Annotated in this window: 26 protein-coding genes; 11 read left to right on the forward strand and 15 right to left on the reverse strand. The window is 66.3% G+C overall.

Going from position 1 to position 25143, the window contains the following annotated elements; all coding sequences use genetic code 11:
* Position 1 precedes the first annotated feature (1 nt).
* On the reverse strand, positions 2–1057 hold the full coding sequence (locus ACQY8M_RS06080; RefSeq protein WP_428669892.1) for an efflux RND transporter periplasmic adaptor subunit: 1056 nt from the start codon (positions 1055–1057) through the stop codon (positions 2–4).
* A gap of 480 nt (positions 1058–1537) precedes the next feature.
* Here ACQY8M_RS06080 and ACQY8M_RS06085 point away from each other — a divergent pair, with 480 nt between their 5' ends.
* A complete protein-coding gene (locus ACQY8M_RS06085; RefSeq protein ID WP_428669894.1) occupies positions 1538–2530 on the forward strand; it encodes an LLM class flavin-dependent oxidoreductase in 993 nt (330 codons plus the stop codon).
* Here the strand turns inward: ACQY8M_RS06085 and ACQY8M_RS06090 are convergent.
* On the reverse strand, positions 2522–3325 hold the full coding sequence (locus ACQY8M_RS06090) for a helix-turn-helix domain-containing protein (protein WP_428669896.1): 804 nt from the start codon (positions 3323–3325) through the stop codon (positions 2522–2524). The genes ACQY8M_RS06085 and ACQY8M_RS06090 overlap by 9 nt on opposite strands.
* A gap of 79 nt (positions 3326–3404) precedes the next feature.
* Here ACQY8M_RS06090 and ACQY8M_RS06095 point away from each other — a divergent pair, with 79 nt between their 5' ends.
* Positions 3405–4349 carry a DMT family transporter gene (locus ACQY8M_RS06095; protein WP_428669898.1) on the forward strand — a complete coding sequence of 315 codons (945 nt, stop codon included), beginning with the start codon at positions 3405–3407 and terminating at the stop codon, positions 4347–4349.
* A 171-nt stretch (positions 4350–4520) separates the two neighbouring features.
* The gene (locus ACQY8M_RS06100; protein ID WP_428669900.1) at positions 4521–4913 is read left to right on the forward strand and encodes a hypothetical protein; all 393 of its coding nucleotides are present in this window, start codon (positions 4521–4523) and stop codon (positions 4911–4913) included.
* Positions 4914–4975: 62 nt separating this feature from the next.
* Here ACQY8M_RS06100 and purH read toward each other — a convergent pair whose 3' ends face one another.
* Positions 4976–6589, reverse strand: a complete 1614-nt coding sequence (purH, locus tag ACQY8M_RS06105; RefSeq protein WP_428669902.1) for a bifunctional phosphoribosylaminoimidazolecarboxamide formyltransferase/IMP cyclohydrolase — start codon at positions 6587–6589, stop codon at positions 4976–4978.
* Between the two features lie 85 nt (positions 6590–6674).
* Between purH and ACQY8M_RS06110 the strand changes: the two genes are divergently transcribed.
* Positions 6675–6929: a type II toxin-antitoxin system VapB family antitoxin gene (locus ACQY8M_RS06110; protein ID WP_428669904.1), complete on the forward strand. Its 255-nt coding sequence runs from the start codon at positions 6675–6677 to the stop codon at positions 6927–6929.
* Positions 6926–7318, forward strand: a complete 393-nt coding sequence (locus ACQY8M_RS06115; protein WP_428669906.1) for a type II toxin-antitoxin system VapC family toxin — start codon at positions 6926–6928, stop codon at positions 7316–7318. The genes ACQY8M_RS06110 and ACQY8M_RS06115 overlap by 4 nt, the downstream gene beginning before the upstream one ends.
* On the opposite strand, the gene ACQY8M_RS06120 is transcribed toward ACQY8M_RS06115, so the two are convergent.
* The 4 genes from ACQY8M_RS06120 to ACQY8M_RS06135 are packed head-to-tail and all read right to left on the reverse strand — an operon-like array spanning position 7319 to position 10942.
* Positions 7319–8557 (reverse strand): threonine ammonia-lyase, encoded by a 1239-nt coding sequence (locus tag ACQY8M_RS06120; protein ID WP_428669908.1) that lies wholly within the window; start codon positions 8555–8557, stop codon positions 7319–7321.
* Positions 8550–9383 carry an enoyl-CoA hydratase/isomerase family protein gene (locus ACQY8M_RS06125; protein WP_428669910.1) on the reverse strand — a complete coding sequence of 278 codons (834 nt, stop codon included), beginning with the start codon at positions 9381–9383 and terminating at the stop codon, positions 8550–8552. The genes ACQY8M_RS06120 and ACQY8M_RS06125 overlap by 8 nt, the downstream gene beginning before the upstream one ends.
* 12 nt (positions 9384–9395) lie before the next feature.
* Positions 9396–10724 carry an NAD(P)/FAD-dependent oxidoreductase gene (locus ACQY8M_RS06130; protein WP_428669912.1) on the reverse strand — a complete coding sequence of 443 codons (1329 nt, stop codon included), beginning with the start codon at positions 10722–10724 and terminating at the stop codon, positions 9396–9398.
* 50 nt (positions 10725–10774) lie between these two features.
* Positions 10775–10942: a succinate dehydrogenase assembly factor 4 gene (locus ACQY8M_RS06135; protein ID WP_428669914.1), complete on the reverse strand. Its 168-nt coding sequence runs from the start codon at positions 10940–10942 to the stop codon at positions 10775–10777.
* Positions 10943–11001: 59 nt separating this feature from the next.
* Between ACQY8M_RS06135 and htpX the strand changes: the two genes are divergently transcribed.
* Positions 11002–11937 carry a zinc metalloprotease HtpX gene (gene htpX, locus ACQY8M_RS06140; RefSeq protein WP_428669916.1) on the forward strand — a complete coding sequence of 312 codons (936 nt, stop codon included), beginning with the start codon at positions 11002–11004 and terminating at the stop codon, positions 11935–11937.
* Here htpX and ACQY8M_RS06145 read toward each other — a convergent pair.
* Positions 11934–12944: a DNA recombination protein RmuC gene (locus tag ACQY8M_RS06145; protein ID WP_428669918.1), complete on the reverse strand. Its 1011-nt coding sequence runs from the start codon at positions 12942–12944 to the stop codon at positions 11934–11936. The genes htpX and ACQY8M_RS06145 overlap by 4 nt on opposite strands.
* Positions 12945–12982: 38 nt before the next feature.
* Between ACQY8M_RS06145 and ACQY8M_RS06150 the strand changes: the two genes are divergently transcribed.
* The 4 genes from ACQY8M_RS06150 to rnk all read left to right on the forward strand — a co-directional run bounded on the left by ACQY8M_RS06150 (position 12983) and on the right by rnk (position 15942).
* Positions 12983–13666, forward strand: coding sequence for a pyrimidine 5'-nucleotidase (locus ACQY8M_RS06150; protein WP_428669920.1), 684 nt, complete (start codon positions 12983–12985; stop codon positions 13664–13666).
* On the forward strand, positions 13663–14595 hold the full coding sequence (gene panE / locus ACQY8M_RS06155; protein ID WP_428669922.1) for a 2-dehydropantoate 2-reductase: 933 nt from the start codon (positions 13663–13665) through the stop codon (positions 14593–14595). Before ACQY8M_RS06150 ends, panE (ACQY8M_RS06155) begins: the two co-directional genes overlap by 4 nt.
* Complete coding sequence (panE, locus tag ACQY8M_RS06160) at positions 14592–15521, forward strand: 2-dehydropantoate 2-reductase (RefSeq protein ID WP_428669924.1); 930 nt, start codon at positions 14592–14594, stop codon at positions 15519–15521. Before panE (ACQY8M_RS06155) ends, panE (ACQY8M_RS06160) begins: the two co-directional genes overlap by 4 nt.
* 64 nt (positions 15522–15585) lie before the next feature.
* Positions 15586–15942 carry a nucleoside diphosphate kinase regulator gene (gene rnk / locus ACQY8M_RS06165; RefSeq protein ID WP_428669926.1) on the forward strand — a complete coding sequence of 119 codons (357 nt, stop codon included), beginning with the start codon at positions 15586–15588 and terminating at the stop codon, positions 15940–15942.
* A gap of 6 nt (positions 15943–15948) precedes the next feature.
* On the opposite strand, the gene ACQY8M_RS06170 is transcribed toward rnk, so the two are convergent.
* The 7 genes from ACQY8M_RS06170 to ACQY8M_RS06200 all read right to left on the reverse strand — a co-directional run bounded on the left by ACQY8M_RS06170 (position 15949) and on the right by ACQY8M_RS06200 (position 24250).
* Entirely contained in the window at positions 15949–17232 is a 1284-nt protein-coding gene (locus tag ACQY8M_RS06170) for a TRAP transporter large permease (protein WP_428669928.1), read from the reverse strand.
* A complete protein-coding gene (locus tag ACQY8M_RS06175; protein WP_428669930.1) occupies positions 17232–17732 on the reverse strand; it encodes a TRAP transporter small permease in 501 nt (166 codons plus the stop codon). The genes ACQY8M_RS06170 and ACQY8M_RS06175 overlap by 1 nt, the downstream gene beginning before the upstream one ends.
* Positions 17733–17737: 5 nt before the next feature.
* Positions 17738–18772, reverse strand: coding sequence for a TRAP transporter substrate-binding protein (locus tag ACQY8M_RS06180; protein WP_428669932.1), 1035 nt, complete (start codon positions 18770–18772; stop codon positions 17738–17740).
* 58 nt (positions 18773–18830) lie between these two features.
* The gene (locus ACQY8M_RS06185; RefSeq protein WP_428669934.1) at positions 18831–19460 is read right to left on the reverse strand and encodes a LysE family translocator; all 630 of its coding nucleotides are present in this window, start codon (positions 19458–19460) and stop codon (positions 18831–18833) included.
* A gap of 90 nt (positions 19461–19550) precedes the next feature.
* Entirely contained in the window at positions 19551–21272 is a 1722-nt protein-coding gene (locus tag ACQY8M_RS06190; RefSeq protein ID WP_428669937.1) for an N-acyl-D-amino-acid deacylase family protein, read from the reverse strand.
* 2 nt (positions 21273–21274) lie between these two features.
* A complete protein-coding gene (locus ACQY8M_RS06195) occupies positions 21275–23575 on the reverse strand; it encodes an NADP-dependent malic enzyme (protein ID WP_428669939.1) in 2301 nt (766 codons plus the stop codon).
* A gap of 249 nt (positions 23576–23824) precedes the next feature.
* Positions 23825–24250, reverse strand: coding sequence for a hypothetical protein (locus ACQY8M_RS06200; protein WP_428669941.1), 426 nt, complete (start codon positions 24248–24250; stop codon positions 23825–23827).
* A 47-nt stretch (positions 24251–24297) separates the two neighbouring features.
* Between ACQY8M_RS06200 and ACQY8M_RS06205 the strand changes: the two genes are divergently transcribed.
* Positions 24298–25125, forward strand: coding sequence for a nucleotidyltransferase domain-containing protein (locus ACQY8M_RS06205; RefSeq protein ID WP_428669943.1), 828 nt, complete (start codon positions 24298–24300; stop codon positions 25123–25125).
* Positions 25126–25143: the final 18 nt, after the last annotated feature.

Here is a 25143-nt window from a genome sequence, read left to right on the forward strand (position 1 = left end):
GCTATTTCGCCTTCGCGGTGATCTGCCCCTTCTGGGGCGCGATCTTGGCGCCCGGGCGCACCATCGGATTGGCAAGCCCGTCGAGCACGACCTTGTCCTCGGGCTTCAGCCCGTCGCGCACCACTCGCAGGTCGTCGACCAGCGGCCCCAGCGTCACCGGACGCCCCTGCACGACGTTGTCGTTGCCGACCACGAATACGATCTTGCGCGCCTGATCGGAGATCACCGCCGAATCGGGAATCAGCAGCGCGTCGTACTGTCCGCCATAGAGCTGGATGCGGCCGAACATGCCGGGCGTCAGCAGATGGTCCTTGTTCTCGACGATGGCGCGGGTGCGGATCGTGCCGGATCGCGGGCTCAGCGAATTGTCGACGAAGTCGACCTTGCCGGTCCGCTTCCACTCGGTCTCGTCGGTGAGCTTGATGCGCACCGGAATGGCCGAGCTGCCGGCCTGCGCGCGTTCGCCGGCCAGGAACAGGCGCTGATAGCGCAGATGGTCGGCTTCCGAGACGTCGAACAGGAAATAGATGGGCTCGCTGCTGACGATGGTGGCGAGCAAGGTCGCGCCCTGCTGGCCGCCCTGGATCAGGTTGCCGGGATCGACCTTGCGGTCGGAGATGCGGCCGCTCAGGGGGGCGGTGACCTCGGTCCATTCGAGATTGAGCTGGGCATTGCGCAGGGCCGCCTCGGCAGCCTTGAGCTGCGCCTTGGCCACCGCGAGATTAGATTTGCGCGTGTCGTTGTCTGCTTCGGTGATGGTACGCGAGCCGATCAGCGCGGCGCCGCGGCCGACCTGAAGGTCGGCCAGGTCGACCTGCGCCTTGTTGCGTGCCACGTCGGCCGTCGCCGATTCGACGGCGATCTCATAGGGCCGTTTGTCGATGGTGAACAGGCGATCGCCGGCATTGACCCACTGCCCATCCTTGAAATGAAGCTTGTCGATGAAGCCGGAGACGCGAGCCCGGACCTCGACGGTGGCAATCGCCTCGAAACGGCCGGAATATTCGTCCCACTGGGTAACCCGCTTGGCGATCGGCTCGGAAACGGAAACGGGCATGGCTGGCGGGCCGCCCTGGGCCCAGGCTGGCGTAGCGATCAGCATCAAACCTGCAACAAGGGCGAGGCGGCGGATTGGGTACACGATGGAAAACTCCCCCAGCCGATTTTGCGGCGCGAAGGGGCTCATGTGGTTGCGTTGCAGCAAACTGTCAATTGGTCGCGCCCGGCGACGGATAGAGCTTTTTTGGCGATGCGAAACAAACCAATCAAATACAGGGAAAAATTAATCATCTGTTGCACATAGCGGAGGCCTGAGCTGAACGATCCAGGGCGGGCAATTGTATACGGCTCTCCAGAGCCGCTCGCTCATGGGCGCGCCCGGAGGGCCATGCTCCCTGACCCTGGGCACCTCTCATTACGGCGCTTCCGTGTTTCGTGTTGCTGGCGCTCACCTGCATGAGCGCCGCGGAGTGGTGCGCTCAGCTAGTACCGATCGGGACGTCCGCATGCTCTACTGTCGAAAAAGCCGGGAGGAGCCATGAAAGTCGGAGTCTTGCAGTTCTTCAGTTGGCCTGGCCGTCACGGGCCGCTGGAAGACGTCTTCGCTCGAGCGCTCGAGCGCATCGAGATCATGGACAAGGGCGGGTTCGACGCCGTCTGGTTGGCCGAGCATCACTTCACGACCTACAGCGTCTGCCCGTCGGTGCATATGATGGGCGTCCTGGCGGCGGCGCGCACCACGCGCTTGCGTATCGGCACGGCCGTATCGCTCGCCGCGCTCTACCATCCGGTGCGGCTCGCCGAGGAGGTGGCGCTGCTCGACATGCTGTCGGGCGGCCGCGTGAACTGGGGCGCCGGCCGCGGCTTCGCGCCGTCCGAGTTCGACGCCTTCGGCGTGCCGATCGACGAGAGCGCCGAGCGCTTCCGGGAAGCCGTCGAGATCGTGCTGGCGGCCCTGTCGCAGGAGCGCTTCACCTTCCACGGCAAGCATTTCAAGTTCGACGACCTCGAGGTACTGCCCAAGCCGATGCAGCGGCCGCTGCCGGTGTGGATGGCGGCGACGTCGGAGTCGGCGATCGACTGGGCAGCTGGTCGCGGCTTCTCGATTCTAATGGACCCGCACGCCTCGACGCGCGAGCTGGGTGTCAAGCGCCAACGCTATGCCGAGAAGATGGCCGCTTCAGGCTTCTCCGATGAGGGCCGCGACATTCCGATGGCCCGCCTGATCGCGCTCGCGCCGACCATGGTCGAGGCCGAGGCGATCGCACGGCGGGGCGCGCAATGGCTGGTCGATGCCTATGCCGGGCCGCAGCACGCCCATCGCAAGAAGATGCCGCCGCGCACCTACGACGGCAAGGAACCGGCGCAGCACTATGTCGACAGCGTGATCCTGCACGGCACGCCCGAGGCGCTGATCGACCAGATCGCGGAGCTGAAAGAGACGATCGGGTTGAACTACCTGATGTGCGCGCCGCTCAGCCGCGACAGCTTCCGCCTGCTCGCCGACAAGGTGGTGCCGCGCCTAGCGTGAGCCCGCCGCCCAGTTGCGCATCACTGCGGCGGTGTCGCGATCCATCGGGAAGAAGCTCTCGATGCGCAGCTCCTGCGCGGTGATGTCCTGCGGTGAGCCGAGCGTGGCGATGGTGGTCAGGAGCTTCAGCGCGACCTCGTCCTTGCGGAAGTGCATCGGCAGCACGGCGATTGCCGCGTTTCCGGTCCCGGCCGGCTTCAGCAGCTCCCGCACGTCATCGTACGACAACAGGCGTTCGAGCAGGGCCGCCGTCTCGGGCCGTCCGTCGGCCGCGGCATCGGCTTCGACGCTGCGCAGGAAATAGCGCACCACCTCCGCCCAGTTCAGCAGATAGGGGCGCAGGACGTTGGGCCCGACCAGCGCATCGGCGAGATTGACGGCCGTTCCGGGCGCCAGCGGACCGACCAGGAACTCGACCAGCCGCACCGCGCCGCCGTTGGCCTTGAGCAGGTTCCAGTGGCGATCGACCGCGACGGCAGGAAAGGGCTCCTGCTGGGCGAAGATGTAGCCGATCGCCTCGCGCACCTCGGCCAGCTCCGGCGCGTCGAGATTGGTTTCGCGCCATAGCGGCGCGAAGCCTGCCGCGATCAGCAGCGCATTGTGCTGGCGCAGCGGGATGTCGAGCGTGGTCGCGAGCCGCAGGACCATGTCGCGGCTCGGCGCGGAACGGCCGAGCTCGAGGAAGCTGAGATGGCGTTGCGAGATCTCGGCGCGGCCCGCAAGTTCCAGTTGCGACCAACCACGGCGATGACGCCAGGTGCGAAGCTTCGACGCGAATTCCTGCTCACGCGACATCTGTACCTGCCGGGTAGTTGCGGCCCTGCCGTCCGGCCGCAACATTGCACGCGCTCTTCGAGAACGACAGGAGACAGCGGTGGGAGAATGGGTCGGCGTGCTGATCGCCATCGTGTCGAGCTCGTTGGGCGGCACGGCCGCGGCGGTGACGCGCTATCTCGTCGTCGGCAGCGCCGATCCGCTCACCTTGTCGATCCTGCGCTGGGGCATCGGCTTCCTGTGCGTGCTGCCGGTCGCCCTGCTGCTGCGCGTGCGCTGGCCCACACGCGCCGACTGGCCGGGCGTCGCCCTGCTGGGATTCTGCCTCTACGGGCTGTTCTTCATCTTCTACAACCTGGCCATGAGCTTCACGACGGCGGCGCGGGCAAGCCTCGCGCTGTCGACCCTGCCGCTGCAGACCATGATCGTGGGTGCGCTGCTCGGCATCGAACGCCTGAGCTGGCACAAGGCCGCCGGCGTCTTGATCGCTGTCCTCGGCGTCTGCGCAGCGCTCGCCTCGGGCCTGGCGAAGGCGCCGGACGGCGCCTGGCGCGGCGAGCTGATTATGGCTGGCGCCGTGCTGTGCATGGCCTTCTACAACGTCTTTTCCCGTCCCTTCATCCAGCGCTCGAGCGCGCTCGGCTTCCTTGCCGTCGGCATGGGCAGCGGCGCACTCGCCCTGGTCGTGGCGGGCCTGCTGACCGGCCGCCTCGCCGTGCTCGCGAGCTTCGGCCCGGCGCAATGGTGCGCCGGCGTCTATCTCGGCGTCGCCGGCGGCGCGCTCGCCTTCATCCTGTGGGTAATGGCCCTGCAGCGCGCCTCGCCGACTAGGGTCGCCAACACCATGACCGTCAACCCGATCGCCGCCGCGCTGCTGGCGCAACAACTGGTCGGGGAGCCGCTCACCCTCGATCTATTGCTGGGCCTTATCGCGGTGTTCGCCGGCATCTGGATCGCTACGGCCGAGGGCGCCAAGATTCGACCCCCGGACGGCGACGTGACGGCAGCTGCCGTTGAGCGAGCCGTCATGATTCCTGGTCGGTAGCATCGGACGGTAGATAAGTGGGTCAACACTACTGACGCTACTATTCATCGGTATGGACACAACCACGGTACGGTTTTTGCGTTATGATTTGGTAGGGCAGGCGCGGACTGTCCAGCGTCTTGCTTGCATCAGGTGGAAGAAAAGAGTCGAGACCCAAGTATGGAGGTCGATATGTGTGATTATTCACTCGAGGCCTATCAGTCACGACCTGCCGCCGTCGGCGAGAAGCTCACCCTCGGGCGTTTCGCCAGCGGCTCGATGGGATTTGCCAGCGGCACTGTGTGCGACACGGCCGTCTGCATTCCCGCCGAGTCCAAGCTGCTCCTGGAGGGCATCGGAGAGAGCACGCAAAAGGAGCACGGCATCGGTGCCGTCGAGGAGGCCGTACTGACCCGCCTCGCGGGCGGCCCCTACAAGGACGCCGTGCGCTTCTCCAATGGAGCCGAAGTGCTGCTGCAACGCCTCAACTGCGGGCTCAGCGCCGTGGTGATGACCTATGGTGCCGAGCTGGCCGAGCCCAGCCACAGCGCACCGACAGCTGCGCGCGCGCTCGAGCTGGTCTGACGTTAAATCGCGATTGGACGGGGCCCGCTGCCCGTTTTCGGCTTCCGGCGCCGGATTTTTGCTCAGTGCCGGAAGTGGCGCATGCCGGTGAAGACCATGGCGAGCCCCGCCTTGTCGGCCGCTTCGATCACTTCCTTGTCACGCATCGAACCGCCGGGCTGGATGACGGCGGTGGCGCCCGCTTCGGCGGCGGCCAGCAGGCCGTCGGCGAACGGGAAGAAGGCGTCCGACGCTACCACGCTGCCGATCGCGGGGCTCTGCGCCAGCTTGGCGATCTCGCCCGCTTCGGCGGCGCGGAGTGCCGCGATGCGCGAGGAGTCGCGGCGGTTCATCTGGCCGGCGCCGACGCCCACTGTGGCGCCGTCCTTGGCATAGACGATGGCGTTCGACTTCACGTGCTTGGCAACGGTGAAGGCGAACAGCAGGTCGGCGAGTTCCTTGTCGGTGGGGGCACGCTTGGTCACGACCTTGAGGTCGCCGGCCTTGAGATGGCCGTTGTCGCGGCTCTGGAACAGATAGCCGCCGGCCACGCTCTTCAGCGTCATGCCGGCGCTCGCCGGATCGGGCAGCGTGCCGGCAAGCAGCACGCGCACGTCCTTGCGCCGCCCCAGGATCTCGAGCGCTTCCGGCGTCGCGTCGGGTGCGATGATGACTTCGAGGAAGCGCTTGACGAGATCGGTCGCGGTCTGCGCCTCGAGCGTGCGGTTGACCGCGACGATGCCGCCGTAGATCGACACCGGGTCGCAGGCATAGGCCTTGAGATAGGCACTGTACTGGTCCGCTGCGACCGCCACGCCGCTCGGGTTGGCGTGCTTGATCACGACGACGGCGGGCTCGGCGAACTCTGCCACGCATTCGTAGGCCGCATCGGTGTCGTTGATGTTGTTGTAGGAAAGCTCCTTGCCCTGGAGCTGGCGGGCCGTCGCCACGCCCGGCCGCTTGCTGCTGTCACTGTAGAAGGCGGCCTGTTGATGGGGGTTCTCGCCGTAGCGCAGGGTCTGCACGCGTTTGGCCGCGAGCGTCAGCTGCTCGGGGAAGGTCTCGCCCTGTTGCCCGGCGAACCAGTTCGCGATCGCCGAATCGTAGGCTGCCGTGCGCCCGTAGGCTTTGGCGGCGAGCTTGCGGCGCAGCGCCAGGCTCGTCGCCCCCTTGTTCGCCGCGAGCTCGTCGAGCACCGACGTATAGTCGGCCGGATCGACGACGATCGTGACGAAGTCGTGGTTCTTGGCCGACGCGCGGATCAGTGCCGGCCCGCCGATGTCGATGTTCTCGACGCAGGTCGGGAAGTCCGCGCCGCGCGCCACCGTCGCCTCGAACGGGTAGAGGTTCACCACCACGAGATCGATCGGTGCGATCTTGTGTTCGCTCATCGCCTGGGCATGACCGGCGTCGGTGCGGCGCGCCAGGATGCCGCCATGGATCGCGGGCTGCAGCGTCTTTACCCGCCCGTCCATGATCTCGGGGAAGCCGGTGTGGTCGCTGACCTCGATCACCTCGACGCCCGCCTCGCGCAGGGCCTTCGCCGATCCACCGGTCGACAGGATCGCCACGCCGTGCGCGGCCAGCGCCTTGCCGAGCTCGACGAGGCCGGTCTTGTCGGACACGGAAATCAGCGCCCGCCCGATCTTCGCGCGGTCGGGCGTAGACGAGGGGACGTAGGTAGGGGAAGTCGACATGGCCGGTCTTTTAGCCCGGTCGTGGGTGCGTTGTAAGGCATGGCTTTCTAGATTATATGCCGCAGTCTAGATTGTGGAGAGATCCATGGGTGTCAGCATCAAGAGCATCGAGGCCGAGCGCAAGCTGAGGCAGGTCTCGCGCTTGCTGGGCAAGAGCATGACGGCAACGGTGATAGAGCTGGCTGACGACAAGATCAGGGAAATCGGCGCGAAGAAGGACAAGGAACGGCGGCTGAAGGAAGTGAATGCCATCGTTCGACGGTTCAACGCCAAGCCTCCCCTCACGGACAAGAGTGCGGATGAGATCCTTGGCTACAACGACATTGGCACATTCGATTGATCGCCGTCGATAGTTCGGCGCTGTTGGCCATTCTGCTTGAGGAACCGGAGAAGGACGCCTTCGCAGAGACGATCGTGATGGCCGATGGCGCGAGGATCGGAGCACCGAACTATTTCGAAGTCTCGATGGTAGCGGAGGCGAGGCGGGGCCAGTCGGGCTGTCGTGACCTTGATCAATTGACGACGTCGTTACGACTGCAGGTCGTGCCTTTCGATGCGAGCCACATGGAGGAAGCTCGGGAGGCGTACCGCCGGTTCGGGAAGGGTCGGCATCGAGCCTCCCTGAACTTCGGCGACTGTTGCGCCTACGCGATCGCCAAAACATCGGGCCTCCCGCTGCTGTTCAAAGGCAACGACTTCGTCCTGACGGACATAAGGCCGGCGCTTTAATTAAGCCTCGACGCCCTCTAGGACGCGAACGGCGAAGCCGTCGGCCTTCAGCACCGAGACCAGCTCCTCCATGTGGTGCCTGTCGCGCGTCTCGACCGTGACGTCGAGATCGGCGGCCTTGGCTACCACGCCGCCGAACAGGCGCTGGTGCTGGACCTCGACGATGTTGCCGCCGGCCTTGCCGATGATGGTGGCGACGCGGGCGAGCTGGCCGGGCGCATCGGTGATTCGAAGGCGCAGGCGGACGATCCGGCCGTCACGCACCAGGCCGCGCATCAGCACCGAGGCGAGCAGGCGCGTATCGATGTTGCCGCCGCTCAGCACCAGCCCGACCCTGCGGCCGGTGAACAGGTCGGGATAGGCGAGCAGCGCGGCGAGACCGGTGGCGCCGGCGCCTTCGGTCACCGTCTTCTCGATCTCGATCAGCAGGCAGATGGCCTGCTCGATCTCGACCTCGCCGACCGCGACCACCCGGTCGAGCAGGTCACGGCAGAGTGACAGCGGCAGCCTGCCGATGTCGCGCACGGCGATGCCCTCGGCGATCGTGTCGCCGCCCGCCGTCACCGGCTCGCCGGCGAGGAGCTGGCGCATCGCCGAGTAGCCGGCCGACTCGACGCCGATCACCTTGATATCCGGCTTCAGGCCGCGCGCGGCGACGGCGCAGCCTGCAATCATGCCGCCGCCGCCAACCGGCACGACCAGCGTGTCGAGCTGCGGCACGTCCTGCAGCATCTCGAGCGCCATCGTGCCCTGGCCCGCGATGATGCGCGGATCGTCGTAGGGATGGACGAAGACGAGCTTGTGCTCCGCGGCAAGGCGATGGGCTTCCGCGCCGGCCTCGGCCAGCGTGTCACCCTTCAGCACGACCTTCGCGCCGTGACCGCGGGTGTGGGTGACCTTGGTGTTGGGCGTGAAAGACGGCATCACGATGGTCGCCGGGATGCCGAGCCGGCCGGCATGGTAGGCGACGCCCTGCGCATGGTTGCCGGCCGACATGGCGATCACGCCGCGCTTGCGCTCCTCCGGCGCAAGCTGCAGCAGCGTGTTCAGCGCGCCGCGCTCCTTGAACGAGGCGGTGAATTGCAGATTCTCGAACTTGAGCCAGATGTCGGCCTTGGCGATGCGCGACAGCGTCTCGCTGCGCAGGCAGGGGGTATGGACGACGACACCGGCGATACGCGCCGCCGCCTGCTTCACGTCGTCGAGGGTGACGGCCAGCTCAGTGGGCAGCTCAGCCATCGTCGCGCTCGCGATAGTCGCCGAACTGCGCATCGCGCTCGGTCAGCAGCTTCGAGACGCTGGCACCGTCGCGGCGGAAGCGGGTCATATATTCCTTGCTCGGTTCGGTCTGGAAGGCGAGCGCCTGAATCTCGGTGCCGGCCCGGATCGCCGTCCGCATGCCGGCGATCTCCATGGCGCGGTGAACCGAGCGCTTGTTGATCTGGGCGAGCTCGGTCGGCAGCTTTGCCACCCTTTCGGCGATCGCGAGCACCTCGCGCTCGAGGTCGGCTGCCGCGTAGGCGCGCGTCGCCCAGCCCTTGGCCGCCGCGTCGCGGCCGCTCAGCGCATCGCCGGTCAGCATCGATTCCATGGCCTGCCGCATGCCCATCAGCCACGGGTGGAACTGCATGTCGGGCGGGCTCATCAGGCGCACCGGCGGATAGCCGATCTGCGCGTCCTCGGCGACATAGACGAGATCGCAGGCGGTCGCGAGCTCGGTGCCGCCGGCGAGGCAGTAGCCATGGACCTGCGCGATCACCGGCTTGGCGAGGTCCCAGACCTTGAACCAACCCTCGACGACATGACGCGACCACTGCCCGAGGCCGGCCGCCGAGTGATAGGGCTGCCCGACCCGGTTGTCCGCCGACAGGTCGTAGCCTGAGCAGAAGGCGGGTCCGGCGCCGCGGATGATGGTGACCTTCACCTCGGCGTCGCCGTCATGCGCCTCGAGCGCGCTGAAGATCGCGCCGCGTAGCTCGTTATTCAGCGCATTGCGTTTTTCCGGCCGGTTGAGGGTGACGCGACGCACGCCGGGAAGCGGCGTGTCGACGAGCAGGACTGACATTGGTTTCTCCGTCTAGCCGGCGAGCCGCCGGTCGATCCAGTCGCGCGTGCGGTACCAGGCGCCGATCGCCGGCAGGAACCAGGACGGATCGCCGTTGTACAGCGGATGATCGGGGAACTCGCGGCCGTCGAGCGGGTTGACCGGCGTGTTGCGCCCGCCGGCGATCTTCTTGGCGGTCTGGGTGCCGAGATAGGTCATCATCGCCACGCCATTGCCGTTGCAGCCCAGCAGGTAATGCAGGCCCTCGTCGGTTCCCATGTGCGGCATGTAGTCGAGCGCGAAGGCGACGTTGCCCGTCCAGACGTGGGTGATGCGGATGCCGTCGAGCTGCGGGAAGCGGTCGACCATGTACCGGTAGAGAGCCCCTGCGATCACGTTCGGAGAGGCCGGGGTGAAGCGGGCGCGTCCGCCGAAGATCAGCCGCTTGCCGTCGGGCGACGGCCGGTAGTAGGTCAGCACCCGCTTGCTGTCGCCGATGGCGCGCATCCCCGGGATGATCATCGTGTCGGCGGGTTCCGGCAGCTCCTCAGTCGCGATGATGTGGCTCGCCACCGGCACGACCCGCCGCTTCAGGCGCGGCGTGAGGTCGCCGGTATAGCCGTTGGTCGCGACCACGACCTCGCGGCACGCGATCGGCCCCTTGGATGTCAGCACGCGCCAGCCCGCCCCGGTCTTCTCGGTGCGCTCGGCCTCGATCTCGGCGCACAGGATGGCGCCCTGCCGGTGCGCCGCCTCGATCAGGCCCTTGTAGTAGAGGGCCGGATGCAGGTGGCCAGCGCGGGTCGAATGCATGCCGCCAAAGTAATAGTCGGACTTGATGAACGCGTGCTGCTGCTCGCGGGGAATCATCGCGGCGCCCGCGCCCGCATATGTGTTGTAGGTCTCGACCTTGGCCGCCATGTCGTCGTAGTGGCGCGGCGTCCAGGCGCCGACGAACCGGCCGTTGCGGTGCAGCCCGCACTCGATGCCCTCGCGGGCGATGATGTCCTCGAGCACGGTGAGCGAATCCGCGCCCGCAGCCATCAGCTCGGCCTTGTTGCGCTCGAACTCCGCGGCGATCGGGCTCTTGCCGCCCAGCCCCTTGCCGAGATTGGTGCCGCCCGAGATCATGCCGCCGTTGCGTGTCGAGGCGCCGATACCGAACACGCCGCGCTCCAGCACCACGCAGTCGATCCCGTTGCGCCGCAGCTCGAGCGCCGTCGACAGCCCGCCATAGCCCGCGCCGACGATCACCACCTGCGTCTTGCCCGGCGGGTCCTGCGACAGCGCCGTGTTCGGCGCCCATGCCTCCCACCACCACGGCTGTGCCTTGAAGTCCGGGTGGAATATGTCTTTTCTCATTGGCTAGCGCCTGTCGTCATCGAGGTGACACGGTGCGAGGGCAATGGCGGCTAAAAATCCGTGACCTTGCCATTGAACTGCCAGTCGCCGTAGCGGGTCGGCTCGGGGCCGGGCGGGCCGCCGATCTCCTCGACTTTCTTGTGTTTCTCGGGAAGGGCGGGCTTGGCGGCCGGGTCGGGCTTTTCGGCCTCTGCGGCGGGTTTTTGAGTGTCGGTCATAGGCCACATGATGCCGCCCTGCGACTTGATTCGCCACCGTCCGGGACCATGTTTTCGGCATGAACTACTTCCGCACCGCCCTCCTTCTAGCGGCCCTCACGGGCTTCTTCCTGGTCGTCGGCTACCTGCTCGGCGGCCAGTCCGGCCTCATGATCGCGCTGGTCGTGGCGCTGGGCATGAACGTCTTTGCCTACTGGAACAGCGATTCGATGGTCCTGCGCATGGCTAATGCCCAGGAGGTTGGCCCCAACGAGGCACCGGAGCTCTACGGCATCGTCCAGCAGCTCGCGCAGCGCGCCGGGCTGCCGATGCCGCGCGTCTACATCATCAACGAGGACCAGCCGAACGCCTTCGCCACTGGCCGCAGCCCCGAGCACGCCGCTGTCGCCGTCAATACCGGGCTGCTGCAACACCTCAGCCGCGAGGAGGTGACCGGCGTTCTGGCGCACGAGCTCGGCCACGTCCGGAACCGCGACACGCTAACCATGACCGTGGCGGCGACCCTGTCAGGCGCGATCGGCATGCTGGCGAGCTTCGGCGGCCTGTTCGGCGGCGGCCGCGACGAGAACGGCCGGCCGCTGGTCAGCCCGGTGGTCGCCATCGGCGCCATGATCCTGGCGCCGCTCGCCGCCTCTCTGGTGCAGATGGCGATCAGCCGAAGCCGGGAATACGAAGCCGACAAGGCGGGCGCGGAGATTTCCGGCAACCCGCTGTGGCTCGCCTCGGCGCTGCAGCGCCTGCATGAGGGGACGCAGGCGATCCCCAACGCAACAGCGGAGGCCAATCCGGCGACGGCGCATCTCTATATCGACAATCCGTTGTCGGCCGGCGGCCTGCGCAGCCTGTTCTCGACCCATCCGCCGATGGAGGAGCGCATCGCACGCCTGGAGGCGATGGCGGGGCAGCATGCCGGCGCGCCGCAGCCGCAGCCTGCGGCGTCGTTCCGGCGCGGCGGATCGGTGCCGCGGACCAGCCGCGGCCCCTGGGGCGCCTAAGGATTCGGCAGCGCGTCGGGCTGGTCGCCCAGCTCGACGCCCAGGATGCGCTCGCCGCGGCGCATGATTTGCGTGGCCGAGGTGTCGATCTCGCGCAGGTCCTTCTCGGTCTGCGTGAAGTGGCGCTTGAGGTTGTCCACCCGGTCCTGAAGCCGCTTCGTGTCGCCCATCATCAGCGCGACCAGCTTCTGGATCTCGCCGGCCTGCTCGCGCATTTCGACGTCCTTCAGCACGGCGCGCACGGTGTTGAGCGTGGCCATCATGGTCGTCGGTGAAACGATCCAGACTCGCGCCCGGTAGGACTCGTCGACGATGCCGCCGAAATTGGCGTGCAGCTCGGCATAGATCGCCTCGGAGGGCAGGAACAGCAGCGCCGATTCGGCCGTTTCGCCGGGCACGATATATTTGTCCCGGATGTCGTTGATATGCTTGCGCATCGCCTGCTGGAAGGCGCGCTGTGCGGCCGCCAGACCCTGCGTGTCGCCTGCTGCCACGGCGCGCAACAGGTGATAGCTCTCGAGCGGAAACTTGGCGTCGATGGCGATCGAGCCCGGCGGGTTGGGAAGTTTCAACAAGCAATCGGCGCGTACGCCGCTGGCCAGCGTGCATTGCAGCTCGTAGGCCGAGGGCGGAAGAGCATTCGACACGAGGTCGTTGAGCTGAACCTCGCCGAACGCGCCGCGCGCCTGCTTGTTGGTGAGGATCTGCTGCAGGCTCACGACCTGGGTGGAGAGGTCGCCGATCTTCTTCTGCGCCTCGTCGATCCTAGCCAGCCGCGCACGCAGGTCGGTGACGACCTGGACGGTCGCCTTCTCGCTGCGGTCGAGCCGCTCGCTGACCAGCGAAGCGAGCGCCCGCTCCTGGTCGCGTAAGGATTCCTGGATGCGCTGCACGGTGTCGGCCAGCACGATCTGCCCCTGGGCGTCGTTCCGGCGCAGCATCAGCGCGACCAGACCCGTGCCGAGAACGACGATCACCGCCAGCAGGACGTAGACGACGATATCCATTGCCAGCCCTTATAGGCGGCATTAAGCAAAACTCCCAAATGCCCATACCCAAGCACGATCCCGACGTCTGGCTGTTCGATCTCGACAACACGCTCTATCCGGCGAAATGCAACCTGTTCGCTCAGATCGACGTGCGCATCGGCAGCTATATCTGCGACTGGCTGAAGGTCGATGCCGAGGAGGCACGCCGCGTGCAGAAGCAGTACTGGCGCGAGCACGGCACCTCGATGCGCGGCATGATGAGCTTGCATGGCGTCGATCCGAAGCACTACCTCAATTACGTGCACGATATCGACTACTCGCCGGTTGAGCCCAATCCCGCTCTCGAGAAGTCGCTGGCCGCGTTGCCCGGCCGCAAGCTGATCTTCACTGCAGGCGACGTGCCCCATGCGGAGAAGGTGATGGAGCGGCTGGGCGTGGCTCATCATTTCGAGGCGATCTTCGACATCGTCGCCGGCGAGTACTGGCCCAAGCCGCACCAGGCGATCTACGACCAGCTCGTGCGCAAGCACGACATCGACCCGACGCGCGCGGCCTTCGCCGACGACATCGTCGTCAATCTAAAGCCGGCGCACGACATGGGCATGCGCACGGTATGGATCCGTACCGACGAGAGCGTGAAGCGCGCGGCCGACACCAATCTCGACCATATCCATCATCAGACCGACGATCTCGCGACCTGGCTCGCCGACTGGCTCGCGGAGAGGAGCGTAGAGAAGTGAAGATCCTGATCCTGGGCGCCGGCGCTGTCGGCGGCTATTGGGGCGCGCGCCTGCATCAGGCCGGCGTCGACGTGACCTTCCTGCTGCGCGAGAAGCGCGCCGAAACGGTGAGGCGCGACGGGCTGGTGGTGAAGAGCCCGCGCGGTGACGCAACGCTGCCGGTGAAGGTCGTAACCAAGGCAAGCGACGGCGGCCCGTACGACGTCATCATCCTGGCCTGCAAGGCTTACGATCTCGACTCGGCGATGGACGCGGTCGCGCCGGCAGTCGGCGCCAGCACGACCATCGTGCCGATCCTGAACGGCCATGCGCACTTTGCCTCGCTCGATGCGAGGTTCGGCGCAGACAAGGTCGCGGGTGGGCTGGCGCGCATTTCCGGCATGCTCGGGCCGAACGGCGAGATCCTGCACAGCGGCGCCAGCGGCGTATCGTTCGGCGAGCGCGGCGGCAAGCCGGTGCGCGCCGCGCTGGTCGAGCTCGATGCTGCCTGCAAGAAGGCCGGCATCGAAGGCGGGCTCAATCCCGACATCGACCAGGATCTCTGGGACAAGTGGATCATGCTGGGCTCGATCGCCTCGATGTGCTCGGCGATGCGCGGCAGCGTCGGCGACATCATGGCGTCGGAGGACGGCGAGGCGATCATGAATGAGATCCTCGATGAGTGCCGCCAGGTTGCCACCGCCGCGGGCCATGCGCCGAGCGAGAAGGCACTGGCCGCCGTGCGGGGCAGCCTGACGCAGAAGGGCGGCAAGGCGGTCGCCTCCATCCTCGGCGACATGGAGAAGGGTGGCCCCGTCGAGGGCAAGCAGATCGTGGGCGACATGCTCGCGCGCGCCCGCAAGGCCGGCATCGCCGCGCCCAATCTGCGCTTCGCCTATGCCCATCTGCAAACCTATGAGGCGCGCCGCGCGCGCGGAGCGCTCAAGTGAAGATCCTGATCCTTGGCGCCGGCGCGATCGGCGGCTATGTCGGCGGCCGGCTGCAGCAGAGCGGCGCGGACGTGACCTTCCTCGTGCGCCCTGCGCGCAGCGAAGCGCTGCAGCGCGACGGGCTGGTGATCAAGAGCACCAAGGGCGACGTCACGCAGAAGGTGAAGACGGTCCTGAACGGCAGCGAGGGCGGGCCGTACGATGTCGTTCTCCTGACTTGCAAGGCCTACGATCTCGATTCGGCCATCGAGGCGATCGCGCCGGCGGTCGGACCAAACGCGACGATCGTGCCGCTGCTGAACGGCATGGGGCATCTCGACGTGCTCGACGCCAAGTTTGGCAAGGACAAGGTCGTGGGCGGCCTTGCCCGCGTCGGCGTCGCCATGTCGGCCGAGGGCGCGATCCTGCACACCAGCCCGTTTGCGGCGATCTCGTTCGGCGAGCGCGACGGCAAGCCGCCTCGCGCTTCGCTCGTCGAACTCGACACGGCGATCAAGAAATCCGGCATCGATGGCGGCCTCAACCCGAACATTGTCCAGGATCTTTGGGACAAGTGGATCATGCTTTGCTCACTGGCGGCGACATGCTGCCTGATGCGTGGCTCGTCGGGTGACATTCTCGAGGCCGACGAAGGGCAGGCGATCGTGCTCGAGACGGTCGAGGAGGGCCACAAGGTGGCCGCCGCCGCGGGCCACGATCCCGGCGACAAGGGCATGCAAACGATCCGCTCGTTCCTGACCGTGAAAGGCTCGCGTTTCACGGCCTCGATGTTGCACGATCTCGAAAAGGGCGCGATGGTCGAAGCCGACCACGTCGTCGGCGACATGATCGCCCGGGCGAAGAAGGCCGGAATCGCAACGCCCAACCTGCGCATGGCCTACGCGCACCTGCAGGTGTACTCGGCCCGCCGCTCACGAGCCGGTTGAAACGAGCGCTCGCCAACCCCACTTACAGAGGATGGTCACCCGCACACGTTCCGTTCCCGGAATCGTGGTCAGCAGTGCTGACTACGAACGGCTCACCGATCTTGCCGGCGCGTCGCTCGAACGGCTGCCCGAGGTCGCACAGGAACTTCTCGACGAGATGGAGCGGGCGAAGATTGTCGACGAAGCGAAGCTGCCAGCCGATGTCGTGCGTATGGGCTCGACCGTAACCTTCACCTCGGACGACGGCCATACGAGAACCCTGAAGCTGGTCTGGCCGGTCGACGAGAGCCTCGATGAGCACCGCATCTCGGTGATGACCCCGGTCGGCGCGGCGCTGATCGGTCTCGGCACCGGCCAGTCGATCTCCTGGACGGCGCGCGACGGCAAGCACCATCGGCTCACAGTGACCAAAGTCTCCTGATCAGGGTCACTTGATGAGACCGGCGCTCCTCGGCAGGAACAACGAGATGTCGGGGAACAGAATGATCAGCAGCAGCCCGATCAGCAGCGCCACGATGTACGGCATGTAGGAGCGCCAGTGCTGGCCGACCGTGAGGTTGGCGAAGCGCAGCGCCATCAGCAGCCCGACGCCCATCGGCGGCAGGAACAGGCCGATTCCGACCGCCGCGGTCTGCACGATGTTGAAGTGGATGGGGTCGATTCCCATCTTCTCGGCGATCGGGAACACCACCGGGATCAGCACCACCGCGGCCGGCAGGCCCTCCAGCACCATGCCGAACATCATCGTGATCAACGCCGTCGCCAGCAGGAACAACCAGTGCTGCTCCTTGAGGGGCTCGAGCACGTGCGCGAGCAGCGCCGGCACGCCGGACACGCCCATCAGGTACTGAAACACCGACGCGACGGCGAGCAGGAACACGACCGATGCGGTCAGGATTGCGCTGTCGTAGGCGAGTCGGCCCATCGTCGCCCAGCTCACATTACGGTAGTGGAGCTTGGCGGCGAGGAAGCCGTAGCCCGCTACCACCGCGCCGGCCTCGGTCGCGGTGAAGATGCCGAGGAAAAAGCCGCCCAGGATCACGATCGGGATGACCAGCGGCACGGCCGCACTCTTTCCGGTCGTGAAGATGTTTGCGATGCTCGGCCTGCCGTCGACCGGCCAGTCGTACTTGCGGGCGCGGAACCAGATCAGCACCATCAGGCAGACCATGATGGTGGCGGCCGGCACGAAGCCCGCCAGGAACAGCGCGACCGCGGAGGTGTTGGTGACCTGCGCGATCACGATCATGAAGATGGCGGGTGGCACCAGCATGCCCATGGCCGTGCCTGCCGCGATGAGCGAGGCGGAGTCCTCGCGCTTGTAGCCGGCCTTGGTGAGCGGCGGCATCAGGGTCGAGCCGAGTGCGGAGACCTCGGCCATCTTCGAGCCGCAGATGTCGGAGAAGAAGTAGGCGACCACGATCACCGACATGCCGAGCCCGCCCTTGACCCAGCCGACCAGCGCGCGGGCGAAGTCGACCAGCGCGTGGCTCATGCCGCATTTCTCCATCAGGCCGCCGGCGAAGACAAAGGCGGGAATGGCGAGCAGCACCCAGCTCTGCGAGCCGGAGACCATGCTCGAGGACAGGACCTGCAGGTCGTAGCCGCCAAGGAAGAGACCGGCGACGCCTGCGACGCCGAGCGCGAAGACGATCGGCATCGAGAACAGGATCAGGACGACGAACAGTGCCGCGACGAAGAGCAGGAGCATCAGTGCACGGCGTCCAGATCGATCGGCGGCGGGGCAATGATCATGGAGACGGCGTAGACCACCAGCAGCACGCCGCCGACCACGACCGAGGCGTAGAGCACCGCGAGGTTGATCTCCAGTCCCGGTGTGACGAGCGTGTGATTGAGCATGCAGAGCTTGACGCCGTACCAGGCGGCGATCGCGCCCACACCCGCGATCAGCACGTGATGGATGCGCTCCACGGTCGCCTGCGCCCTGCGCGACCAGTTGTGCGTAAGCACATGCAGGGTAAAGTGGTTGCGCTCGCGCACGCCGATCGCTGCACCGATCAGCGTGAGCCACGCGAGCATCATCTCGCCGACCTCCTCGACCCAGGTGAAGCGGATCGGGTCCATGTCGAGCCAGTCGGTGACCTCGATCATGACGTAGCGCAGGAACACGCCGATCAGCAGATTGATGATCGCCGCGATCAGCAGCAGCGAGACGACGAGCTTCGGGATGCTCGCGACAAAGCGGGCCACTTCGGTCAGGCCTTCACGCTCTCGATCTCGTCCCACAGCCCGCCGTATTGCGACTTATAGGCCGGCCAGATCTTCTGTTGCGCGATCTTCTTGAAGTCCTCGACCTTGGCCTCGACCACGGTCATGCCCTTGGGCTCCAGCTCCCTCTTCGCGGCGGCGATATTGTCGACCGATTCGGTGGCCTCGCGGATCTTGATCTGTGCCTCGCGGCTGGTGTCGAGCAGCAGCTTCTTCTGCGCGTCGGTCAGGCCCTCCCACACGCCGAGATTCATGCAGCTCAGGGTCGGGCCGTAGTTGTGGAAGGTCATCGAGCAGTATTTCGAGACCTCGAAGATCTTGAGCGCGACCATGTTTACGATCGGCAGGTCGCCGCCGTCGATCACGCCCTGCTTGGCGGCCGAGATCACCTCGCCCCACGCCATCGGCACGGCATTGCCGCCCAGCCCGTTGATCGTGTCGCCGAACACCTTGGCCTGCTGCACGCGGATCTTGGCGCCGCGCAGGTCGCGTGGCTCGCTGATGGCCTTCTTGTTGGTCCAGAAATGCCTGAACCCATAGTCGAAGAAGCACATCGTCTTGACCTTGTACTTCTCCTGGAACTGCTTATCGAGCTTGTCGCCGATCGCGCCGTTGAACATCTTGTAGGCCTGATCGTAGCTCTGCACGAGGTATGGCACGAGGAACGCGCCCATCTCGGGGAAGATCGTGGCGGCGGCGCCGGCCGGGCTGCCCATCGCGATGTTGCCCGACTTCACGGCGTTCATGATCTCGAGTTCCTTGCTCAGCAGCGTCGAGCCGAAGAACTGCATGTCGAGCTCGCCGTTCGAACGCTTCTTCACCTCCTGCGCCTGCCAATCGAAGGCAACGGCTGCCGATTCGGGAACGGCGTTGATGTGGGCAAAGACCAGCTTCTTGGCTTCGGCACGCGCGATGGTCGGGGCGAGGCCGGAAGCGAGGATGGCGGCCATGCCGCCGGCTGCCAAGCTGCGCCGGCGCACGGCCCCAAGGTTTCGGCTGCTGATTTTCATGATCGTCGTCATGGCGCCCTCTCAGGCGATTATTCGGGAGAGGCTATCGCGATGGGACCACTGTCGGAAGCTACGGTCGATAACGAAGCAGCACGCAACCAAAGCCGGCGAAGATCAAACCAGTCACGCGATTCACGCGACGCTGCCAGACCGCCTGCTTCAGATGGCGTGCAAGGCGGTGCGCGCTCAGCCCTAAAATCACGTAGGTGCTGGCTTCGACAGCAATGAAGGTCGCCATGAGCAGGAGGAACTGCGGCGCCCACGGAGAATCAGTCGCTATGAATTGGGGAAAGAAAGCTGCGGCAAAAACAAGCAGCTTCGGGTTGCTGATTCCCACGAGAAAGCCGCCACGAAAATGCGCGAGGCGGCTTGGGGTTTCGCCCTTCGACGCAGTTGCATTATCTGTGAGATCGACAACGGGCGCGCGCCACGCCTGGATCCCGAGCCATATGAGGTAGGCGGCACCGAAATACTTCAGTGCCTCGAAGGCCGCCGGCACCGCGAACATGAATGCGCTGACGCCCGCGACCGACGCGGTGAGCATCGCGGCGAGCGCGAGCAGGCAGCCGAGCATCGCCGCCATCGCCGCGCCAAACCCAAACCGAATGCTGCGCGTGATGACGTAGAAAATGTTCGGTCCGGGCGTGCTGGAGATCAGCACGACCGCGCCGAGATAGAGCCAGAAGGTGTGCAGGGTCATGGCTGGGAGCGCGGCTCTCCAGAGCCGCTCATGAGATTGCACAATCAGAAGAAGAGCGGCTCTGGAGAGCCGCGCTCCCAGCGCGAAGAGCTACTGCGCCGCCATCGCCACGTTGTGCGCGCCCTGAGAGGCGTTGAACCGGTCGAGCACCTGGCCCGGGCCCTTGTCGTGCTTGACGTAATCCTTGCCGTCGAAGGTCATGACGCCGTTGCAGAACACGCCGTGCACGCCGGTCGGCCGGCGGATGGTGCGGCGGCCGCCGCCCGGCAGGTCGGCGACCCGCTCGGCCGGCGAGACGCCGACGGTCGCGGCATCGAACAGCAGCAGGTCGGCCTGGGCGCCGACGGCGATTCGGCCCCGGTTCTGGATGCCGTAGAGGTCCGCCGGATGCGAGGTGAGCCGGCGGATACCCTCGGCCATGTCGAAGTCGCCGCGCTCGCGCACCCAGCGCGCCAGGAAATGCAGCCCGAAGCCCGCATCGCACATATAGATCAGATGCGCGCCGGCGTCGGAGAGCGCGACCACGCCCGCCTCGTGCTTCAGGAGCCTCGCCACGCCGTCGTCGCCGACGTTGAGGAAGCGGCCGAGGAACGCCGTCTCGAGATCCTCATCGAGGGCGAGGTCGAGCATCACGTCGAGCGAGTCGCGATGCTCGGTCTCGGCGATCTCCGCGACGTAGCGGTTGGTGTACTTGGCGTTGCCGGGCTTGTAGGTGACGGCGACCATCACGCGATCCCAGTTGCCCTGGAAGATCATGCCAGGCCGCAGGGTCTTCACGTTCTCGCGGAACGCGGCGCGCCACGAGGCGTCGCGGAACACCGGCTTCAGCTGCTCGGGACTGTAGGCCTTGATCGGGTCGAACGCCGAATGGCTGTAGAACGGGTAGGCGTTGGCCATCGTGAAGTCGAAGCTGAGCGGCTGGCAGGGGATCTGGATGTAGAGCCCGTTGCCGCGGCGGATCGCGGCGGCGCAATCCTCGAAGATCTTGATCGCGCGGTCGGGCGCCTGCTCATTGTACATGGCGACGCCCGTACCCTGGAAGAACGGCCGGCCATATTTGGCGGCCATCGGCTCCAGCTCCTGTGGCGTCTTCACGCCCGAGGCGATCGCGATCACGCCCTTGCCGCGCGGGCCCATCGCGCCGACCAGCGCATCGAGTTCCTCCATCGGCGCGATGGTCGAGGGCATCGGCACGCCGCCGTAGCCCGAATGGTTGAGCGAGTACGAGGCGCCGAGCCCGATCGCGCCGTTGGCCATGGCGTCGACCACCATGGCCTTCATCTTCGCCAGCTCCTCCGGGGTTGCCTCCTTGCGCTGCGAGGCGGCCTCGCCCATCACCGCGGTGCGGATGGTCGAATGGCCGGCCAGCACCGCGACGTTGGCGTAGGGGGTGCGGCGGCGCAGCATCGCCATGTAGTCGCCGAAGCTCTCGAAGTCCCACTGGATGCCGGTGCGCAGCGCGTCGAGGTCCATGCCCTCGACGACCGACAGGTTGCGGATCACCAGGTCGCGGCCGGCCGGCGTCGCCGGCACGATGCCGAAGCCGCAATTGCCCATCACCGCGGTGGTGACGCCAAGCGACGGCGATGGCGAGAGCGTGGAATCCCACGTCACCTGCGCGTCGTAGTGGGTATGCACGTCGATGATGCCGGGCGACAGGGTCAACCCGCCCGCGTCGACCGTCTTTGCGCCGTCGCCCTTGATGTCGCCGATCGCTTCGATGCGGCCGTCCTTGACCCCGACATCGGCGCGACGCGGTGCGTTGCCCAGACCGTCGACGACCGTTGCGCCGCGGATCACTAAGTCAGTCATGGCTATCCCTTTCGGCTGAGCGCGCCATAGGCGGCGAGCGCTGCGTGGTTGACGAGATCGCTCACGGTCGCGCCCATCTGCACGATCTGCACCGGCTTGGCGAGGCCGTCGATGACCGGGCCGATGACGGTGACGCCGCCCAAGCTTTGCATCAGGCGCGAGGAGATATGGGCGGAATGGAGACCCGGCATCACCAGCACGTTGGCCGGGCCGGTGAGGCGGGTGAACGGATAGGTCGACTTCAGCAGCTCGAAGTCGAGCGCCATGTCGGCCTGCATCTCGCCGTCATACTCGAAGTCGACTTCCTCGGCGTCGAGGATGCGGATCGCCTTGCGGATGCGGTCGATCCGCTCGATCTCGCGGCTGCCGAAGTTCGAGAACGAGGCGAAGGCGACCCGCGGGTCGTGACCCATGATGCGGGCGTTCTTGACCATCTGCTTGGCGATGGTGGCGAGCTCTTCGGGGGAGGGAGTCTCGTTGATCGCGGTGTCGGCCAGGAACACCGTGCCATGGCGGGCGACGATGATCGAGTAGCCCATCACGACCTTGTTGGCCTCGACGTTGATCACGCGCTTTACGTCGCCATAGCATTCGGGGAAGCGGCGCGTAATGCCGGTCACCAGGCCGTCGGCGTCGCCCAGAGCCACCATGCAGGCGCCGAACACGTTGCGGCCCTGATTGACCATGCGCTGCACGTCGCGGCGCAGGAAGCCGTCACGCTGCAGGCGCTTGTAGACGTGCTCGACATAGGGTGCGTTGCGCGTCGAGAGCCGGGCGTTGTGGATCTCGAGGTCCTTGTCGTCGGTGATGCCGAGGCTCTTCATCGCCTCGCGGACCTGTTCCTCGCGGCCGATCAGGATTGGCGTGCCGTAGCCGTTGTCGCGGAACACGATCGCGGCGCGGATGGTGCGCTCCTCCTCGCCCTCGGCGAAGACGATGCGCTGCGGGTTGGCCTTGACCTGCTCGAACAGGCTCTGCAGCCAGTGGCTGGTCGGGTCGAGGCGGCCCGACAGCGCGCGCCTGTACTCGGCCATGTCGGGGATGTGGCGCCGCGCGACGCCGGAATCCATCGCCGCCTGCGCGACTGCCGAGGACACGGCCGAGATCAGCCGCGGATCGAACGGCACCGGCACGACATATTCCGGTCCGTAGCGCAGCCGGCGGCCGGAGTAGGCGCGGTCGACCTCGTCGGGCACGTCCTCGCGGGCGAGCTTGGCCAGCGCCTCGGCGGCGGCGACCTTCATCTCCTCGTTGATGGTGCGGGCGCGCACGTCGAGCGCGCCGCGGAAGATGTAGGGGAAGCCCAGCACGTTGTTGATCTGGTTGGCGTAGTCGCTGCGGCCGGTGGCGACGATCGCGTCGGCGCGGACCGAGCGCACGTCCTCGGGAGTGATTTCCGGATCGGGATTGGCCATGGCGAAGATGATCGGCCGGTCGGCCATCGACGCCACCATCTCCTTGGTCACCGCGCCCTTGACCGACAGGCCGAAGAAGACGTCGGCGCCTTTCATGGCTTCTTTGAGCGTGCGCGCCTTGGTGCGCACGGCGTGGGCGCTCTTCCACTGGTTCATGCCCTCGGTGCGGCCCTGGTAGATCACCCCCTTGGTGTCGACCAGGATGGCGTTCTCGTGCGGCATGCCCATCGCCTTGACGAGCTCGATGCAGGCGATCGATGCGGCACCCGCGCCGTTCACCACCATCTTGATATCTTTGATATTGCGGCCAGTGAGGTGCAGCGCGTTGATCAGGCCGGCTGCGGAGACGATGGCGGTGCCGTGCTGGTCGTCATGGAAGATCGGGATGTCCATCAGCTCGCGCAGGCGCTGCTCGATGATGAAGCATTCCGGCGCCTTGATGTCCTCGAGATTGATGCCGCCGAAGGTCGGCCCGAGGTAGCGCACGCAGTTGACGAACTGATCGACGTCCTTGGTGTCGACCTCGAGGTCGATGCAGTCGACGTCGGCGAAGCGCTTGAACAGGACCGCCTTGCCCTCCATCACCGGCTTGCCGGCCAGCGCGCCGATGTCGCCCAGCCCCAGCACAGCCGTGCCGTTGGAGATGACCGCGACCAGATTGCCGCGTACGGTATAATCGTAGGCAGTGTCCGGGTTCTTGTGGATCTCCATGCAGGGCGCTGCAACGCCCGGCGAATAGGCGAGCGCCAGGTCGCGTTGCGTCACCAGCGGCTTGGACGCGATGATCTCGATCTTTCCCGGCCTGCCGGTGCGATGCATGATCAGCGAATCGCCGTCGAGATCGCCCATTTCGCTGTTGATCGCGGCTTCCGAGCCCTTGCTCGTCATTCGTTTCACTCCCGATTGAGGGGCCATATTGGCTGCAATCGGCAGCCGGTACCAGAAGGCCGTCCCGCGATGCAACGTGGCCTTGATTTCACATCTCGCCTGACTCTCTCGGCGGAGACGTGGGCTGCCCGCACTCCTCCCATGAGGTACGCTTTGACGAAATCGCGCAGCGGCCGCCGCAGAAGAGGATCCGTGCGACCGGCGGCACCGGCCAGCGCGCCGCCGGGACCTATCTGTTTGGCCAGCCCGTCAGGTGCCCCTGGCCGCAGCCTTGAAACGCGCCCAGCGTTCATCGAGCGCGTCGGCCAACATGTTGTAGTTTTCCTCGCTGTCCTCGGCATAGTAGGCGGATTCCAAATCCTCGGCGAACTGGCGACCGACGTCCTCCAGGAAACCGTCATAGTGCGCTTCGGCGAAAGCCTGACCTTCTTCGCTGAGATCGCAGGGCCAGAGCTTGCCGTCCAAGTATTCCAGCACAAGGTGCCGCCCGGACACCGTGCCGTCGCGGACCGCCTCGACCAGTTCGGCAGGCGTACCGTCGTCACGCACGAACAACCCTCGTCCGATCGCCCAGCGCACGAACCAGCCAATGTGCGTCGCGCCGTTTTCCTCGGGAAGATCGTCGGGAAAGTTGTCGGCGCCGGAATGCCAGTCCGCCTTATCGATCGATGCCATGGTGCGCCGCCTCCCCGACCCGGTGGCACCATGCTAGACCCGGCGTGATGACCGCAGCCAGCGCCAACGACGATGTCCTGCTCGGCCGGCTGGTCCGTGCCTTGGGCGGTGTGCCGGGCATCCGCGCGATCGTGCTCGGCGGTTCGCGGGCGCGCGGCGAGGCGACGGCACAGTCGGACTACGATATCGGCCTGTATTACGAGGCCGACAATCCGATCGATGTCGGGCGGCTGGCCAAGGCCGCGATGCTACTGCCCGGCGCGGCATCTTCTTCTGTCACTGCAATCGGCGACTGGGGGCCGTGGATCAACGGCGGCGCCTGGCTGACGGTGGAGGGCAGGCGCGTCGATCTGCTCTACCGCGAGCTCGGCAAGGTCCGTGGCGTGATCGAGGCCTGCCAAGCCGGCCGGATCGAGCGGGTCTACCAGCCCGGCCATCCGCATGCCTTCGTCTCGGCCATCTACATGGGCGAGGTCGCCCTTTGCCGGGTGCTGTGGGATCCGGAGAGCGTGCTGGTCGGCCTGAAGCGCCGCTGTGAGCCCTATCCTCCGGCCTTGGCAGAGGCTCTGATCCGTAGCTTCTTCTGGGAGGCGCGATTTGCGCTGGAGAACGCCGCGCACGGCCGCGGCAAGGACGACCCGACCTATGTCGCGGGCTGCGGCTTCCGCGCGGTCGCCTGCCTCTGCCAGAGCCTGTTCGCTCTGAACGGGGTCTATCTCCTGAATGAGAAGGGCGCGGTGGCGGGCGTCGAGCGGTTGAGCCGACGTCCGGCAAACTTCGCACACCGTGTCGGCCAGGGGATCGGCGCCGGCGCGGCGGGTCTGGCGGCGCTCCTGGCGCTTGTGGATGAAACGGCCGACCTGTTGAAAGCGTGACTCGCCGATCGTGGCGAG

The organism is Reyranella sp., from assembly GCF_965279465.1.
Taxonomy (GTDB): Bacteria; Pseudomonadota; Alphaproteobacteria; order Reyranellales; family Reyranellaceae; genus Reyranella.